Below are 16,235 nucleotides of genomic sequence, written 5' to 3'. Positions count from 1 at the left end.
GTCGAGACGGCCTTCCGGGCGCTCTTGCCGTTCGCCGCGGAGCGGGTTGCGCCGGACTGTGAACAATGTGAAAAGGCGTTGATTATCGCTTGCGGCCCGGGCTGCCTGCGATTGCGGGCTCATGAGGAGCGTCAGCCATGTCCGTGCAGGGTACAGGGCCTCTTGCCGCCGGTTCGTCAGCCGCGAAGCCGGTCGCCAACGCGCGGCGCAGCCGACTCCTCAACCCGCTGACGGCGCTCGCGACGGCGCGCGCGCTGGCGGCGGGGGACAAGGCGCGGGACGAAAGACGCTGGCCCGAGGCCGTCGAGGCCTACGGCAAGGCCTTGCAATCGAAGCCGGGCGCGGCGCCGTTATGGATGCAGTACGGTCATTGCCTGAAGGAAGCCGGGCGCATCGGCGACGCGGGCAACGCCTATCTCGAAGCGCTCGCGCTCGAGCCGACCAATCCCGACACCCTGCTTCACCTCGGCCGGGTCAAGGGGGCGATGGGAGACGCCGCCTCCGCCGTCGGATTCCTGGAGCGGGCGGTCGCCTCGCCCGCCCTGGGCGCCGACCCTCGCCTGCGCTCCGACGCATCGAGCGAGATCCTGACCCTGGGCGACAGGGCGCGGGACGAGCGACGGTGGGCCGACGCCGTCGCCGCCTACGAGGCGCACCTGCGCATCCAGCCGGAGGCGGGGCCGATCTGGGTTCAGCTCGGTCACTGCCTGAAGGAGAGCGGACAGTCGGAGGCGGCCGAGACGGCTTATCTCCGAGGCCTGGAGTTCGACCCGGACAATTCGGACGTGCTGCTTCACCTCGGACGGCTGAGACTCATCGCGGGCGACTTCGGCGCGGCCGCCTACTATCTCGAGCGCGCCGCCGAGGCGGCCTCGCCGAACGAGGACGCACGCGCGGAACTCCGCGACCTGCTGTTGAGCCATCTCGCCGACTTCTCGGCGGGCGCGACCGGGGACGAGACAGACTGGCTGGACGATCTCCTCGACCATTCACAATCCTTCGGCAGCGGCAAGAGGGGCGCGAAGTTCTGGAGCGACCTCGGCGATCGGCTGGAGGCGAACTCGGCCCAGGCGGAACGGGCCTACCGTAAGTCCGTCGAACTGGATCCGGACAATTTCGACACGCTGCTTCGCCTGAGCCGGATCGGTCTGGCGCGCGACGACATCGCCTCCGCCGCGCAAGATCTGGAACAAGCCGAAGCCCTGCTGCCCGCCGAGGACGCGGCGCCGGACGAGGATCGCCGGACCGAGGCGGCCGAGCTCGCGCTGCGCATCGCAGACCGGGCGCGGGAGACGAAGCGCTGGCTGGAGGCAGTCGAAGCGTACCGCCGATCGCTGCGAATCCGGCCGGGCGTCGCGAAAACATGGCTTCGGATCAGCGGCTGCCTCGACGAAGCCGGCAAGGCGGCGGAAGCGGAGAGCGCCTATGCGATGGCGGCCGAACTCGCCGGCGAGCCCGTCTCGGCCGAAGCCGACGACGACCGCCGCCTTCTCAACTGCAAGCTCTGTGGCGGCGTGTCGCGCGTCGTGTTCGGCCTGCCTCACAACAAGAAGGCCGGCCACCCGATTCCCGACGAACCCGACGATTGCATGTATTACCAGTGCGACGACTGCAATTTTCTCTTTACCCCGGCGCTGGATCTCGACGACCACACGGAGATCTACGACGAGGAGTACTGGAACAAGCAGGACCCCGACTGGTACGGCCGCGTTTCCCAGACCTTGCGACTTGTCGCGATGGCGAACGAGATGCTGCAAAAGCGTTTGGACCAGATCGAGATTCTCGATTTCGGCAGCGGCGCCGGCGCGTTTGTCCAATCCGGGCGAACGGACCTCGGGCTCAACGTCTGGGGCACGGACATCATTGCCCCGCATTTGGGCAAAGACTGGTTCCTCGCGGACCTGGGAGAGCGAAAGTTCGATGTCATCACGTGCTGCGAGGTGATCGAGCATTTACCCAATCCCCGCGAGGTCTTCGCCAAGATCCGGCGTCACCTCAAGTCGCCGGGCGTCTTCGCCTTTCAGACCGCCTGGTGGGACCCGGCCCAGCTCGGGCGCGACTGGTGGTACCTGGGGCCGCACAACGGGCACATCTCGCTCTATAGCCGCGAGGGGCTGGCCCATGTCTTCAAGGACATGGGCGGCGCGGAGCGGCGCATGTGGAACGACTATCCGGGCTGCCAGGCGTGGCTGTTTCGATAGCGGCCGCTCGCCTGAGCACTACTTTCCGACCCGAGGAGGATTTGCGTGGAGTCGAGCGACGGGGATACCCACGACACCGATTTGAACGAGAAGTTACTTATACTACAGAGGTTAGTGAATAACTATGGGCAGCCAAATCCCAGCGTGATCAACGCTATCGCGAGAGATTTGGATTTTATCAAACTCAATATCAAGTTCTTTGGCTATGAGCTTGCAACCCGCATGGCCGAAGCGTTGCCGCCTCGGTCCATTCCTGCTCCGATAGAACATCCTCTAACCTGGAAGCCCACGACCCAGGCCGATCTTGAGAGCGACTGGGCTGCATATTGGCTGAACGAGCTCAAGATCGGATTCATTTATCACAGGAAGTTATGGGAAATCGTATACCTGCTTCAGGCTTTGCACAATTATCGACTCATACGGCCCGGTGCACGAGGACTGGGATTTGGCTGTGGAAACGAACCGTTTCCCAGCTATTTCGCCAATGCTGGCGTGAACGTCACAATAACTGACTTAGAACCCTCAAACAGACAAAGCATCGGATGGGCTGAAACTGGACAACACGCCTCAACACTGGAGAGCTCTTTCGTAGCAAGCTTGGTAAAACGCGACGATTTCTTAAATTTTGCGGAGTTAATTTATGTCGATATGAATCATATACCTAATACTCTGAGAGAGTACGATTTTTGCTGGTCAATATGCGCATTGGAACATCTCGGATCCATCGAAAAAGGACTCGCCTTTGTAGAAAATGCTATGGACACATTGCGCCCTGGAGGAGTCGCTGTCCACACCACGGAATTTAATTTCTATGACGACAATACAACGATAGACAACTGGGGCTGCGTTTTTTTTCAAAGAAAGCATTTTCTGGATCTCGCCAACCGTCTTCGCGCGAAGGGGTACGAGATACCAGAAGTAAGTTTTGATCTTGGCTCCGGTCCGCTCGACCGATTTATTGACCTGCCACCTTATTCACATCAAGTGTCGCAGGACGTTAGGAAAATGTGGATAACTGAGCAGCATTTGAAGCTTGCGCATGATGGCGTCGCTTCAACTTGCTATGGGCTCATCATCCGGAAGCCGATGTAGCGACCCGGCCACCGCCCGGTGAAAAACACTCCAGGCTGGAGCACTCGCGCCGGCGGATATTTGAGGGCCGTGGTCCGTCAGCGGCAGACCGAACGACTTGCCGACGGCAGCGCGCCCCTCGATTCGCAACCTCAAGGACGTCAGCATGCAACGCTTCCTGCGTCCATTGTCCGACCTACGCGCGATACGAGAGGGCGAGGTCCCGCTCGACCAACTTGACCAATCCGGGCGGCGCGCGCAGACTTGATCGATGACGCGAACCGTCAATCTCTACCATGCCAAAACCCACCTCTCGGCCCTGGTCGACGCCGCCGAGCCGGGCGAAGAAATCACCATCGCCAAGAACGGCGTCGCCAAGGCCCGCCTTGCGCCGATCCCGAAAGCCCCTCGGGCGCGCCAACCGTCCGGGGCCATGAAGATCACCTGCATCGTTGACGACGTCGACGAAACGGACGAGCGCACCGCACGGGATTTCGAGGGTTCGGATTGAGTTTCCTGCTCGACAGTAACTCCCAAGCCGGGCGCACGAGCGGCGATCGCAGCGCTCAACAGGAGGGTGCGCGTCTCGGGCGCCCGGGCGGCGGGACGCCGCCCTTCCCAGCGCGCGCCCTGTCCGGGTCCTCGCGGACAGCCACCTTGGGAGTTACGCTCGACACACATGTCTTTCTCTGGCTGGACGTCAACTCCGCCCGCCTGCCGGACAGGACCCGCGAGATCGTCGTGCGGACTGACCCGCCCGTCCATGTCAGCGCCGCCTCGTTCTGGGAGATCGCCATCAAGCGGCGCGACGGCAATCTGGCTTATGGCGGGGCGGCGAGAACGGCGGCCGCCGACGCGGGCTTCGCCGAACTGGACACCTCCGCGGCCGACGCCGAGACCGCCGGCGGGCTGGACTGGGCCCACCGCGACCCCTTCGACCGCATGCTGGTCGCGCAATGTCTCGACCATACCCTGACGCTCGTGACGGCCGATTCCAGGCTTCGGACCAGAGACGACATCGCCGTCGTGTGGGCTCAGTGAGGAAAGGCGGGGAGCGAACGGGCGGGCGGCGGCGTTCTTCTCCGCGCCGCCATTGACAACCCGCCCCCCCGCAAGCAAACCCTCGCGCGAAAGCCTTCAGGGACACCCATGACCGACGTCCGCCTCCAGACCGTGATCGAACAGGCGTGGGAAAGTCGCGCCGCGATCAATCCGCAGACCACCGGCGACGTGCGCGAGGCGGTGGAGATCGCGCTCGATCAGCTCGATTCGGGCAAGGCGCGGGTGGCGGAGAAGATCGCCGGCGCGAGCGGGCCGAACTCCTGGAAGGTCAACCAGTGGCTGAAGAAGGCGGTGCTGCTGAGCTTCCGCCTCAACGACAATTCGATCATCGACGGCGGCCCCGCGGGCGCGACCTGGTTCGACAAGATCCCGTCCAAATTCGCCGGATGGGGCGAGAATCGATTCCGCGAGGCGGGTTTCCGCGCCGTGCCGGGGGCGATCGTGCGCCGCTCGGCCTTCATCGCGCGCGACGTCGTGCTGATGCCGAGCTTCGTCAACATCGGCGCCTACGTCGATTCCAAGACCATGGTCGACACCTGGGTCACGGTCGGCTCCTGCGCCCAGATCGGCAACAGCGTCCACCTGTCGGGCGGCGTCGGCATCGGCGGCGTGCTCGAGCCGTTGCAGGCCAATCCGACCATCATCGAGGACGACTGCTTCATCGGCGCGCGCTCGGAGATCGTCGAAGGCGTGATCGTCGGCCAGGGCTCGGTGATCTCGATGGGCGTGTTCATCGGCGCTTCGACCAAGGTCGTCGACCGCGCCACCGGCAGGATCCACATGGGCTACGTGCCGCCCTATTCGGTGGTGGTGTCCGGCTCCCTGCCCGGCAAGCCGCTGCCCGACGGCGCGCCCGGCCCGTCGCTCTATTGCGCCGTGATCGTCAAGACGGTCGATGCGCAGACTCGCGCCAAGACCGGGATCAACGAGCTTCTGAGGGAGTGAGGCCGCCCAGTCCGTAGGGCGACGTCGCCGCCGATGACGCCCTTTGGAGCGCGGCCGGCGACCGCGCCTCGAGCCGTGCTGTCGCTGTCGGCCGCGCGAGCGCAGCGAACCGGCGGCGCGTTTGAAATTCAAGCCATTTCCCTGACGCATACGATTTTTCAGAAACAATAGCTTGCGCTTTTCCGCCGGTTGCGGCATCTTCGGGCAATGTCGAGGCCTGCGCCCCGGGCGCCCTCGACCCCCTCCCCGCGCCCCTGCCGACCTTCGCCCGCGTCCCCCGCGCGACGCTTGGCCGGCGCGCGTCCAATTCCCCGAGAGAGGCGCTTCCCATGACCGATCCCGACGCGGCTTCCCCCGTCTCGCCCCACCGCGCCCGGCGCATGTTCGCCGCCCTCATCGGCGGCGCCGGCCCCGAGGAGATCGGCGCCGAGGAGAACCTCGGCGCCGATGCGGTGGCGCGCGCGCTGAGCGCCGAGCTCGCGCGCCGCTGGACGCCGACGGTCGGCGAATACGCAAAAATCCAGATCGCGCGCCTGGAGACCTTCTGCCTCCGGCTGATGGACCGGGTGGAGGCCGGCGAACTCGCCGCGGTCGACCGGGCGCTGAAGATTCTCGACCGTCTCGACCGCTATCACGGCTTCCACCGCGCTTCGCCCGCGCTCGAACCCTACCTCGAGACGCATCGCGAGCGGCTGCTCGCCAAGCTCAACGCCGCCGCGGCGAACCTCGCCGACGCCGACCTCGACGCCCCCGGCGACGCATGACGAAGGCGAACCCGAAGGCCGGGGAGCGACGCGACCGGCCGCCGATCCGGCGGATCGGCGATCTCCTGCGGCTCGGCCTCGACGAGCGCGCGCGCGTGCTGGCGGCGATGGACGACAAGGACTGCGAGCAGATTCTCTACGACTGGAACCTGTGGGCGCGCCCGGACCAGGAGCCGCCGCCGGGCGACTGGGTGGTCTGGCTGATCCTGGCCGGGCGCGGCGCCGGCAAGACCCGCACCGGCGCCGAGGCGATCCGGCGCTGGTCGTGGCGCTTCCCGCTGGTCAACCTGATCGGCCCGACCGCCGACGACGTGCGCGACGTGATGGTCTTGGGCGAATCCGGCGTCCTCGCCTGCTGCCCGCGCGAGGAGCGGCCGCGCTACCTGCCCTCGGCGGCGCGGCTCGAATGGCCGAACGGCGCCGTCAGCCACCTGTTCTCCGCCGAGGAGCCAGACCGGCTGCGGGGCAAGCAGCACATGAAGCTGTGGCTCGACGAGCTCGCCGCCTGGCGCCGGCCCGAGGCCTTCGACCAGGCCATGTTCGGCCTGCGCCTCGGCGACAAGCCGCAGATGGTGGTCACCACCACGCCGCGCGCCACCCGCATCGTCAAGGCGCTGGTCGCCGACAAGGACGCCATCGTCACCCGCGGCTCGACCTTCGACAACCGCCAGCACCTGGCGCGCGCCTTCATCCGGCGCATCGCCAAGCGCTACGAGGGCCGCGCCATCGGCCGCCAGGAGCTGTTCGCCGAGATCGTCGAGGAGACGCCGGGCGCGCTGTGGACGCGGGCGCTGATCGAGCGCCAGCGCGTCGCGCCCGAGGACGCCCCGCGCGCATTCGCCGAGATCGTCGTCGCCGTCGACCCGCCCGCCCGCTCGGGCGCCAGGGCCGACGAATGCGGCCTCGTGGTCGCGGCCAGAGCGGAGAACGGAAAGGTCTACGTGCTCGCCGACCTGACCAGCCAGGGCGACACCCCGGCCGGCTGGGCGGCCCGCGTCGGCGCCGCCTTCCGCGGCTTTTCCGCCAACCGGGTGGTGGCCGAGATCAACAACGGCGGCGAGATGGTGACGGAGGTGCTGCGCCAGGCCGAGCCGCACCTGCCGGTGCGCACCGTCACCGCAACGCGGGGCAAATTTTTGCGCGCCGAGCCGGTCGCCGCGGCTTACGAGCGCGGCCTCGTCCACCACGCCGGCGTGTTCGAAAAGCTCGAGGACCAGATGTGCGCCCTCACCCCCGACTTCGACCGCCGCTCCGGCCCCTCCCCCGACCGCGCCGACGCCCTCGTCTGGGCGATCGCCGACCTCATCGGCCTCGACCGGCCGAGCGGCGGGATGCTGGATTATTGGGCGGGGCGGGGCGCGTAACCGCCCTCGCCGCCGCCCTGTAGGGCGCGCTCGCCGAGCGCGCCACCGCGGTCGGCGACCGCGGCTACAACGATTGCCCTGTAGGCGCGCTCGCTGAGCGCGCCACCGCGAGCGGCGACCGCGGCTATAACGATTGCCCTGTAGGGCGCGCTCGCTGAGCGCGCCACCGCGGGCAGCGACCGCGGCGACAACGATTGCCCTGTAGGGCGCGCTCGCTGAGCGCGCCACCGCGGTCGGCGACCGCGGCGACAACGATTGCCCTGTAGGGCGCGCTCGCCGAGCGGGCCCCGCCACCGCGGTCGGCGACCGCGGCGACAACGATTGCCCTGTAGGGCGCGCTCGCTGAGCGCGCCACCGCGGTCGGCGACCGCGGCGACAACGATTGCCCTTTAGGGCGCGCTCGCCGAGCGCGCCACCGCGGTCGGCGACCGCGGCGACAACGATTGCCCTGTAGGGCGCGCTCGCTGAGCGCGCCACCGCGGTCGGCGACCGCGGCTACAACGATTGCCCTGTAGGGCGCGCTCGCCGAGCGGGCCCCGCCACCGCGGTCGGCGACCGCGGCTACAGACGACACACCCCTCTTCTCTCGCCCTCACGCCACCCTCCCCCTCCCCGGGTCGAGCCCGGAGACCCGCGGGCGAGGGGGAAAGGATTTTCTTTCATGTCGGACGCCGTCGAACGCCCCCTCACCCCCAGCGTGTTCGCCCGCTTGCGCGCGGCGACCCGCTACGCCATCACCGGCGTGGCGCCGGATTCGTGGTTCGGCCCGCAGCAGCCGCTCGCGCCCCAGGCGCCGCCGGACGTCAAGGGCCGGCAGTTCGACTACCCGTTCGGCGCCAACCTCGACTACGTCCCGCGCCCGGAGGGCGGCGTGTCGTTCGCGGAACTGCGCGCCCTCGCCGACGCCCTGCCGCTGCTGCGCGCCGTGATCGAGACCCGAAAAGACCAGGTCGCGGCGCAGAATTTCTCCGTGCGCGCGCGGCGCTTCGCCAACCTGCCGGACGAATCCGCCCGCATCGACCGGGCCCTCGCCTTCCTCGCCCGCCCCGACCGGCGCCGCTCGTTCGCCGACTGGCTGCGCATGCTGCTCGAGGACCTCTTGGTGATCGACGCGGCGACCATCTACCCGCGCTTCGACCGCGGCGGCGCCCTCTATTCCCTCGACGTGATCGACGGCGCGACGATCAAGCCGCTGATCGGCGACGACGGCCGCGCGCCCGAACCGCCCGACCCCGCGTATCAGCAGGTGCTGCACGGCGTCCCGGCTGCGGACTTTTCCGCCGACGAACTCCTCTACCTGCCGCGCAACGCCCGCACCCACCGGCTCTACGGCATGAGCCCGGTCGAGCAGGTGGCGCTGACGGTCAACATCGCGCTCCGGCGCGAGGCGGCGACGCTCGACTACTACCGCACGGGAAGCTCGCCCGACGCCTTCGCCACCCTGCCCAAGGAATGGACCGCCGACCAGATCCGCTCTTTCCAGGACTATTTTGACGCCCTGATGAGCGGCAATTCGGCGCGAAGACGCATGCTGAAATTCGTGCCGGCCGAGTTCAAGCTGATCGAGACCCGCCAGCCGCCGCTCAAGGACCAGTACGACGAGTGGCTGGCGCGCGTGATCTGCTACGCCTTCTCGGTCCCGGCGACGCCGTTCGTGGCGCAGGTCAACCGCGCCACCTCCGAGACGATGCGGATGCAGGCGACGCAGGAAGGGCTGCTGCCGCTGAAGACGTGGATCAAGAACGCGCTCGATTCCGTGATTCAGGGCTTTCTCGGCGAGCCGGGGTTGGAATTCGTCTGGGTCGGCGACGACGCCATCGACCCGCTGCAGCAGGCGCAGACGCTGCAGATTCTGGTCTCGGCCGGGATCAAGACGCGCGAGGAGGCGCGGGCGGAGCTGGGGCTCGGCGGCGACACGGCTGGGGCGGGGCTGGGGAAGTATAACCAAAACCACGACGAGCGCGGGCGGTTTTCGACGGCGGTGGACGCGGTCAACCCTGGTGCTGCGGAGCCGGACGGGAAGCCCAAGCCGAAGGGGGTGCAGATCGCGAGCAACAATACGGTGATGTCGGATGTGATCATGGGCGGCGGCGCTGCGGGCATCCCGAGCATCGACCAAAGGAACGGCGCCGGTCGCCCAAGCCGGTCAGCCCCTCGGCACGTCAAAGTACTCCGTCGACCTGAGGGCAGAGGAGGCGCTTTGGGGTGGGCATGCGTTGAGGGATCATGTCGGAAAATCGCCGGCTGAGCTCATTTCGCAAGTTGAAAGTACACGAGTCGATCTTCCGTTTCCCGGTCCCTTTGGCGTCTTGTCCAGGTATGTCCCAGAAGGAACTTATTCTTCTTGGGAGTCCGCCAACGATTTTGTCAATCGGCTGTTGCAGTCGAATACAGACACGGTTGACGCGGTTGCAAGCGGGCGGTTTGACAAAGCTTGGATCGAGCAGAGGATTGGCTACCCCACCGGCCAAGAGGCTTTTTTCAATGGTGAAATAATTAGCACACGGGATACATACAACGCAGGCGTACTCATTGTGCATGACGCACGGGTACCGCGCGGTTACCGGGTGAAAACTGCGTACCCAAGGAATGACAAGAGATCTTACCCATCCTCAGTTATTCCACAGTAAGTAAGGTGCCTCTTGTGACGTTTCGTGCTCTCGCACCGGATACCGCCTTTGACAAAACCGAGGGACTAAAATGGAAATGGCTGCTCCTTCCGATTTTTACTATCTCGGATCATGTTTTATCCGTGATGACGCCCCTTGGGGCTGGAACAATTTTCCCGAGTGGGCCAAGCAAGCTATTGCTCTGACGCATCTTCCGCCTGACAAGATCGAGTCCCTGAAGGCATTCTTGGATCGAATCCTGTCCTCGCCGGACGATAAATATGTCGATTCAATGTGGAATGAGATGGGCGTAAGCACAATACACGTGAGCCCTGGCGGAAACAGCGGTGGTATAACCCGCCAATGGTTTACGACCATTCGGGAACTTTTGGACACTGTCCAAGTCAAGAGCCTTGAATGAGATTCTTGACCGAGACCTCTACGCCCTCGACGGCGCGACGATCAAGCCGCTGATCGGCGACGACGGGCGCGCGCCCGAGCCGCCCGACCCGGCCTTCCAGCAGGTGTTGCACGGCGTCCCGGCCGCCGACTTTTCCGCCGACGAACTCCTGTACCTGCCGCGCAACGCCCGCACCCACCGGCTCTACGGCATGAGCCCGGTCGAACAGGTGGCGCTGACCGTCAACATCGCGCTCCGGCGCGAGGCGGCGACGCTCGACTACTACCGCACCGGCAGTTCGCCCGACGCCTTCGCCACCCTGCCGAAAGAGTGGACCGCCGACCAGATCCGCTCCTTCCAGGACTATTTTGACGCCCTGATGAGCGGCAATTCGGCGCGAAGACGCATGCTCAAGTTCATGCCGTCCGAGTTCAAGCTGATCGAGACGCGCCAGCCGCCGCTGAAGGACCAGTACGACGAGTGGCTCGCCCGGGTCATCTGCTACGCCTTTTCCGTGCCCGCCACGCCGTTCGTGGCGCAGGTCAACCGCGCCACCTCCGAGACGATGCGGATGCAGGCGACGCAGGAGGGGCTGCTGCCGCTGAAGACGTGGATCAAGAACGCGCTCGATTCCGTGATTCAGGTGTGCATGGGCGAACCGAACCTCGAATTCGTCTGGGTCGGGGACGACGCGGTCGACCCGCTGCAACAGGCGCAGACGCTGCAAATTCTGGTCTCGGCCGGGATCAAGACGCGCGAGGAGGCGCGGGCGGAGCTGGGGCTCGGAGGGGACAAGGCTGGGGCGGGGCTGGGGAAGTACAACCACAACCATGACGAGGCCGGGAGGTTTTCGACGGCGGAGGACGCCGTCGGGGTTGTGGGTCACCCGGAGCGCAAACCGCGGCCACAGGGCGTGCAGGTCGCCAGCAACGATACGGTGATGTCGGACGCGGGCGGGTTGGACGTTGCGCAGATCATCGAGCCGCCGCCGATCGAGCCGCCGCCGATCGAACCGGAGATGCCGCGCCCAGAGGAAAGCGGGCCGGTTAGGCAAGCAGAATTTTCCCTTGAAGACATTGCGAACGGGAAATTTCCCGGAGTCGCCGCGAGATTGGGTATTCCGCGCGAAATGCCTGCCTCTAACGACCCGGCCTCAGAGGCTGACCGCTATATACGCTGGCTAACCGCAGGCAAACCATTTAGTGAACGTAATAGCAACCTTGACGCGAAAGGTGGGTACGTCATTCGGTTGGACGACGGTACAGACACGAATATAACGTTCCGACCGCCTGGAGTGTCGAGCGACAAGACGGATCCAACGACCGCGAGTGTCGACATAAACAACCCGAAAATAAGAGCTATCAATCGTGGGCAACTCTTGAAGTTGAAATTTCCGCGGAAGTGAGCCAAAGATGACAATATCCACCGATTACGCGTCATGGCTACAAGCACAAATGCTCGGGCTCTATCACGAGGAATGGGGATTGGTCTATATGTTATATGGCAATTTAGCTTCAGTTCCCAATGACACACACGAGCGTTGGCAGTTAGGTACCGATTTGATCTACCGCGGTCTGGTTTGCGAACTGGTCGAAGTCAAAGATTTCGGCGCGACAACGGACCGAGAGTCTTTCTTGCACGCAATCCGCAGCTTGGACCCTTCTGGTGACGGCGTAGGTTTCTGGCATGCGACAATCGTCTGGGGCGCCCCTCGCCTAGATAAACTCATTGAGACGCATTTCCAGTCACCCGACGAGCATGACGAAACGTTGAATCCTGCCTTCATTGCCGCGCTGGAGCAAATCTTCGCCGAAAGCGGCGTGCCGTGGTCGGACAGCCCGTTGCTGCCGATATTGCCCGCGGGAACTGACCTTTCAGCCTAAAATAGAGCGCGGCTTGGCGCGACCGCTGATGATACGGAGCCCGCATCGACCGGGCGCTCGCCTTCCTCGCCCGCCCCGACCGGTGCCGCTAAATGCCCATCTCTGATGACATCGCTCAATGGCTGCAGTCCCGACTTGTCGGTTTAAATCATGAAGACTGGGGACTCGTCTACATGCTCTCCGGTAATCTTGATTCAATTCCCACGGGCACTGTTGCTCGATGGCAACTTGCCGTAGACACTACGTATCGTCTAATACAGTGCGATTTGATCGCCGTCGATGATCTCAGCGAGGCGTTTGATGAGCAGATCTTCATGCAAACGATCAGAACTTCAAGCCCATATAACGACGGAGCGGGATATTGGCATGCGACGCTCATCTGGGGCACAGATCGCCTCAGCAAGCTTATCGACGCGCACCTGTCTGTCGATGCACCCGAAGAGAAGCCCACGCATCCTTTAATCGACACTGTCGTTCAACTATTCGCGGAGAATGGCGTGCCCTGGTCAGACAGGCCCCTGCTGCCGATCGAGCCCGCCAGCGCGGAGGCAGCCGCTCGAAACCGATCGGAATGACGGAGTCAAATGCAAAGACGCAGAGCCGCAGGATACTCCTTGCCGCAAGACGTGACATCGATACATCTTTCATCGACTGGCGAAAACGCGGCTGAGACAGTAGAGATGGGCCCGCGCATGTCCCGAAGTTTGCGACTGAGGACAATCCGATGAAGAGATGCCCTGTGTGTGGCTACGATGGGCTCGAGGAGCCCGCGTACGATGATGTCGGCGCCCCGTCGTACGAGATCTGCCCTTGCTGCGGCATAGAGTTTGGCTACGAAGATGCCAGCAGATCACACGAATCTCTCCGGGAGGAATGGATTGCCAAAGGTATGCCATGGTGGGCAGACGACAAGCCGCCGCCCGGTTGGGACCCTGTGCAGCAGGTGCGGTCCCTGACGGAGGGCCCCGGCATCGACGGAGCCACGATCACACCGCCGATCGACGAGGTCGGGACGGTGGATTATAAGTCAGGCCGACAAAGACGATGAACATCTGCCCCGTTTGCGGCTACAACGGCCTGCGTGAGCCTGCATACAATCGTCATGGTAATCCATCGTTTGATATATGTCCCTGTTGCGGAATACAATTCGGCTACAATGACGCGCTACGATCGCACGAATCGCTGCGTGACAACTGGAAAGCAAAGGGTATGCCATGGTGGAGCAAAAGGAAGCCCCCGCCGGGCTGGGACCCTGTGCAGCAGTTGCAGGCGCTGACGAAGCATCCGGGCGGCTCAGCGTCAACGTCAGACCCGGGTCCTGACGACCCAGGCCCTCCTCAGTGACGCGGGTGGGCGCGTCATGATTGTCGCCCCGGGCGCCACCCTAATCGGGACGGGGGACAGCGACCGCGCGCAACCGTTCGGAACCATAGAACAAATTCCAATGCCAAAGAGCCTGGCCAATCGCTCAGACGTCCCGCAAGGTCCCCTGGTCTTTCGACGCTGGGTGGGTCGATGAAGCTCGGCTGCGCCGCCTTTCTCATATATACGGCGACTGCGTGTTTTTTACCGCAGTCGAGCCCGCGGGCCGACGACTTCCCCGCTGCGCGGGGTTCCGATCTGTCTTTTCGTGACCGCGTCATTGCAATTGACAAGGCAATGGGCGCCGATTTTTTTGGATCGATCCTGGGGTACGACGCACTTCTTGGCTATAAGCCATTCAATGATCTGGCTTCCCATGCGAGCGGCCAGATCGACGCTTTTGACGAATTCGTTTCCGAGGCCCATCCGACGCACCAGCAGGTTGAAATAGCGATACTTTCGATGCATCGACTTGGCGCGCACGAATATACAAATTTCTTGCGCAAGGCGGAAGATTTATACGGAAAAGCCTTATTGACCTACTGGGAGTTCATATCCGCGTTGTTTCCGGGTGAAGACTGGACAAATGTTCTGGTAGAGAATTATGACGATCCGGACGTCCGCGCATTTCTTGAAACGGTCGCAGCTCGGACAGATATTAAGAATAATCTGAAGTCAGAAATAGAAGAAATACTTTCCGGTAAGGCTTGGAACGATTTGAGGACGCTCCGGGCGAATTGCTGCACGTCAACGCCTCCACAGTCGACGAAGTAGGATTGCGGACACAGCGACGGCCCGCAGCAGCCGCTCGCGCCCCAGGCGCCGCCGGACGTCAAGGGGCGGCAGTTCGACTATCCGTTCGGCGCCAACCTCGACTATGTCCCGCGCCCGGAGGGCGGCGTGTCGTTCGCCGAATTGCGCGCCCTCGCCGACGCCCTGCCGCTGCTGCGCGCGGTGATCGAGACCCGAAAAGACCAGGTCGCGGCGCAGAATTTCTCCGTGCGCGCGCGGCGCTTCGCCAACCTGCCGGACGAATCCGCCCGCATCGACCGGGCGCTCGCCTTCCTCGCCCGCCCCGACCGGCGCCGCTCGTTCGCCGACTGGCTGCGCATGCTGCTCGAAGACCTGCTGGTGATCGACGCGGCGACGATCTATCCGCGCTTCGACCGCGGCGGCGCCCTCTATTCCCTCGACGTGATCGACGGGGCGACGATCAAGCCGCTGATCGGCGACGACGGGCGCGCGCCCGAGCCGCCCGACCCCGCCTATCAGCAGGTGCTGCACGGCGTCCCGGCCGCCGACTTTTCCGCCGACGAGCTGCTGTACCTGCCGCGCAACGCCCGCACCCACCGGCTCTACGGCATGAGCCCGGTCGAGCAGGTGGCGCTGACGGTCAACATCGCGCTCAGGCGCGAGGCGGCGACGCTCGACTACTACCGCACCGGTTCGTCGCCCGACGCCTTCGCCACCCTGCCCAAGGAATGGACCGCCGACCAGATCCGCTCCTTCCAGGACTATTTTGACGCCCTGATGAGCGGCAATTCGGCGCGAAGACGCATGCTCAAGTTCATGCCGTCCGAGTTCAAGCTGATCGAGACCCGCCAGCCGCCGCTCAAGGACCAGTACGACGAGTGGCTGGCGCGGGTCATCTGCTACGCCTTTTCCGTGCCCGCGACGCCGTTCGTGGCGCAGGTCAACCGCGCCACCTCGGAAACGATGCGGATGCAGGCGACGCAGGAAGGGCTGCTGCCTCTGAAGACGTGGATTTAGTAGCAAATGGAGACTTGGACGAGGATTGGATTCAAGATAGGTTCGGTTATCCCACCGGCTTTGAGGCGTATCTCAGCGTGTGCGGCGCGGTTATCGCGTGAAAACCGCATATCCTAACAATGATAGATATTCGTATCCTTCCCCCGTCTTCTCCCGCTAAAGTTGTTGGAGACCCAAGGCGCGTGGCGACGCAAGCAATCTCTGAGAGCCCTTACATGAAAACGACCTCCGCTCCGCCTGAGTTTCTTCGCCTAGGCTCCTGCTTTATACAGGACGACGCCGATTGGGGCATGAACAATTTCCCAGAATGGGCGAAGCAGGCGATCGTTTTGACCCATCTTCCACCGGCTAAGATCAGCTCCCTCAAAGCATTTATCGATGAAATCCTCTCGTCTCCCAATGATGCCTTTGTCGATCGGATGTGGAATTCGATGGGCGCGCCAATGCAGGTGCACGTGCGCGGAGACAAAACAGCATCGACCCGCGGGTTAACGCGGGGATGGTTTAAGACCATACGCGAACTCTTAGACACTGTGAAAGTAACGAGTTTCGAAGGCAAGAGATAAATACCTGCCTGTCGGCAAGCGCCGCACGGCATGAGCCGTCGACTTATCCGCCGACGACACTCCGCATGCTGCTCGAGGACCTCTTGGTCATCGACGCCGCGACGATCTACCCGCGCTTCGACCGCGGCGGAAACCTGTTTTCCCTCGACGTGATCGACGGGGCGACGATCAAGCCGCTGATCGGCGACGACGGGCGCGCGCCCGAGCCGCCCGACCCGGCGTATCAGCAGGTGTTGCA

16 protein-coding genes are annotated in these 16,235 nt (G+C 64.1%); all 16 read left to right on the top strand.

Annotation, left to right across the window (positions count from 1 at the left end):
• Positions 1–137: 137 nt before the first annotated feature.
• The 16 genes from DFR50_RS08270 (at position 138) to DFR50_RS31285 (ending at position 15,997) form a co-directional block, all read left to right on the top strand.
• On the top strand, positions 138–2,201 hold the full coding sequence (locus DFR50_RS08270; protein WP_113888719.1) for a tetratricopeptide repeat protein: 2,064 nt from the start codon (positions 138–140) through the stop codon (positions 2,199–2,201).
• A gap of 45 nt (positions 2,202–2,246) precedes the next feature.
• Complete coding sequence (locus DFR50_RS08265; protein ID WP_113888718.1) at positions 2,247–3,293, top strand: class I SAM-dependent methyltransferase; 1,047 nt, start codon at positions 2,247–2,249, stop codon at positions 3,291–3,293.
• Between the two features lie 250 nt (positions 3,294–3,543).
• A complete protein-coding gene (locus tag DFR50_RS08260; protein WP_113888717.1) occupies positions 3,544–3,783 on the top strand; it encodes a type II toxin-antitoxin system Phd/YefM family antitoxin in 240 nt (79 codons plus the stop codon).
• Positions 3,784–3,929: 146 nt separating this feature from the next.
• Positions 3,930–4,313 carry a type II toxin-antitoxin system VapC family toxin gene (locus tag DFR50_RS08255; RefSeq protein ID WP_170153110.1) on the top strand — a complete coding sequence of 128 codons (384 nt, stop codon included), beginning with the start codon at positions 3,930–3,932 and terminating at the stop codon, positions 4,311–4,313.
• Between the two features lie 108 nt (positions 4,314–4,421).
• Complete coding sequence (gene dapD, locus DFR50_RS08250; RefSeq protein ID WP_113888715.1) at positions 4,422–5,279, top strand: 2,3,4,5-tetrahydropyridine-2,6-dicarboxylate N-succinyltransferase; 858 nt, start codon at positions 4,422–4,424, stop codon at positions 5,277–5,279.
• A gap of 329 nt (positions 5,280–5,608) precedes the next feature.
• Positions 5,609–6,043, top strand: coding sequence for a hypothetical protein (locus DFR50_RS08245; protein WP_113888714.1), 435 nt, complete (start codon positions 5,609–5,611; stop codon positions 6,041–6,043).
• Positions 6,040–7,407, top strand: coding sequence for a DNA-packaging protein (locus tag DFR50_RS08240; protein WP_113888713.1), 1,368 nt, complete (start codon positions 6,040–6,042; stop codon positions 7,405–7,407). The genes DFR50_RS08245 and DFR50_RS08240 overlap by 4 nt, the downstream gene beginning before the upstream one ends.
• A gap of 661 nt (positions 7,408–8,068) precedes the next feature.
• Positions 8,069–9,655, top strand: coding sequence for a phage portal protein (locus DFR50_RS08235; protein WP_113888712.1), 1,587 nt, complete (start codon positions 8,069–8,071; stop codon positions 9,653–9,655).
• Positions 9,624–10,037 carry an RNase A-like domain-containing protein gene (locus DFR50_RS08230; protein ID WP_170153109.1) on the top strand — a complete coding sequence of 138 codons (414 nt, stop codon included), beginning with the start codon at positions 9,624–9,626 and terminating at the stop codon, positions 10,035–10,037. The genes DFR50_RS08235 and DFR50_RS08230 overlap by 32 nt, the downstream gene beginning before the upstream one ends.
• A 70-nt stretch (positions 10,038–10,107) precedes the next feature.
• On the top strand, positions 10,108–10,437 hold the full coding sequence (locus DFR50_RS31300; RefSeq protein WP_147262697.1) for a hypothetical protein: 330 nt from the start codon (positions 10,108–10,110) through the stop codon (positions 10,435–10,437).
• A gap of 103 nt (positions 10,438–10,540) precedes the next feature.
• Entirely contained in the window at positions 10,541–11,821 is a 1,281-nt protein-coding gene (locus tag DFR50_RS08225; RefSeq protein WP_483475717.1) for a phage portal protein, read from the top strand.
• Positions 11,822–11,828: 7 nt separating this feature from the next.
• The gene (locus DFR50_RS08220) at positions 11,829–12,299 is read left to right on the top strand and encodes a hypothetical protein (RefSeq protein WP_147262696.1); all 471 of its coding nucleotides are present in this window, start codon (positions 11,829–11,831) and stop codon (positions 12,297–12,299) included.
• Positions 12,300–12,391: 92 nt separating this feature from the next.
• Complete coding sequence (locus DFR50_RS31295; RefSeq protein ID WP_147262695.1) at positions 12,392–12,874, top strand: hypothetical protein; 483 nt, start codon at positions 12,392–12,394, stop codon at positions 12,872–12,874.
• Positions 12,875–13,814: 940 nt separating this feature from the next.
• The gene (locus DFR50_RS31290; RefSeq protein ID WP_147262694.1) at positions 13,815–14,435 is read left to right on the top strand and encodes a hypothetical protein; all 621 of its coding nucleotides are present in this window, start codon (positions 13,815–13,817) and stop codon (positions 14,433–14,435) included.
• 126 nt (positions 14,436–14,561) lie between these two features.
• Positions 14,562–15,431 (top strand): phage portal protein, encoded by an 870-nt coding sequence (locus DFR50_RS08200; protein ID WP_113888707.1) that lies wholly within the window; start codon positions 14,562–14,564, stop codon positions 15,429–15,431.
• Positions 15,432–15,646: 215 nt separating this feature from the next.
• Positions 15,647–15,997 (top strand): hypothetical protein, encoded by a 351-nt coding sequence (locus DFR50_RS31285; RefSeq protein ID WP_147262693.1) that lies wholly within the window; start codon positions 15,647–15,649, stop codon positions 15,995–15,997.
• Positions 15,998–16,235: the final 238 nt, after the last annotated feature.

Origin of the sequence: Roseiarcus fermentans (assembly GCF_003315135.1) — a bacterium.
In the GTDB taxonomy this organism is placed as follows: Bacteria; Pseudomonadota; Alphaproteobacteria; order Rhizobiales; family Beijerinckiaceae; genus Roseiarcus; species Roseiarcus fermentans.
This window is presented reverse-complemented; position numbering and strand designations above follow the sequence as displayed.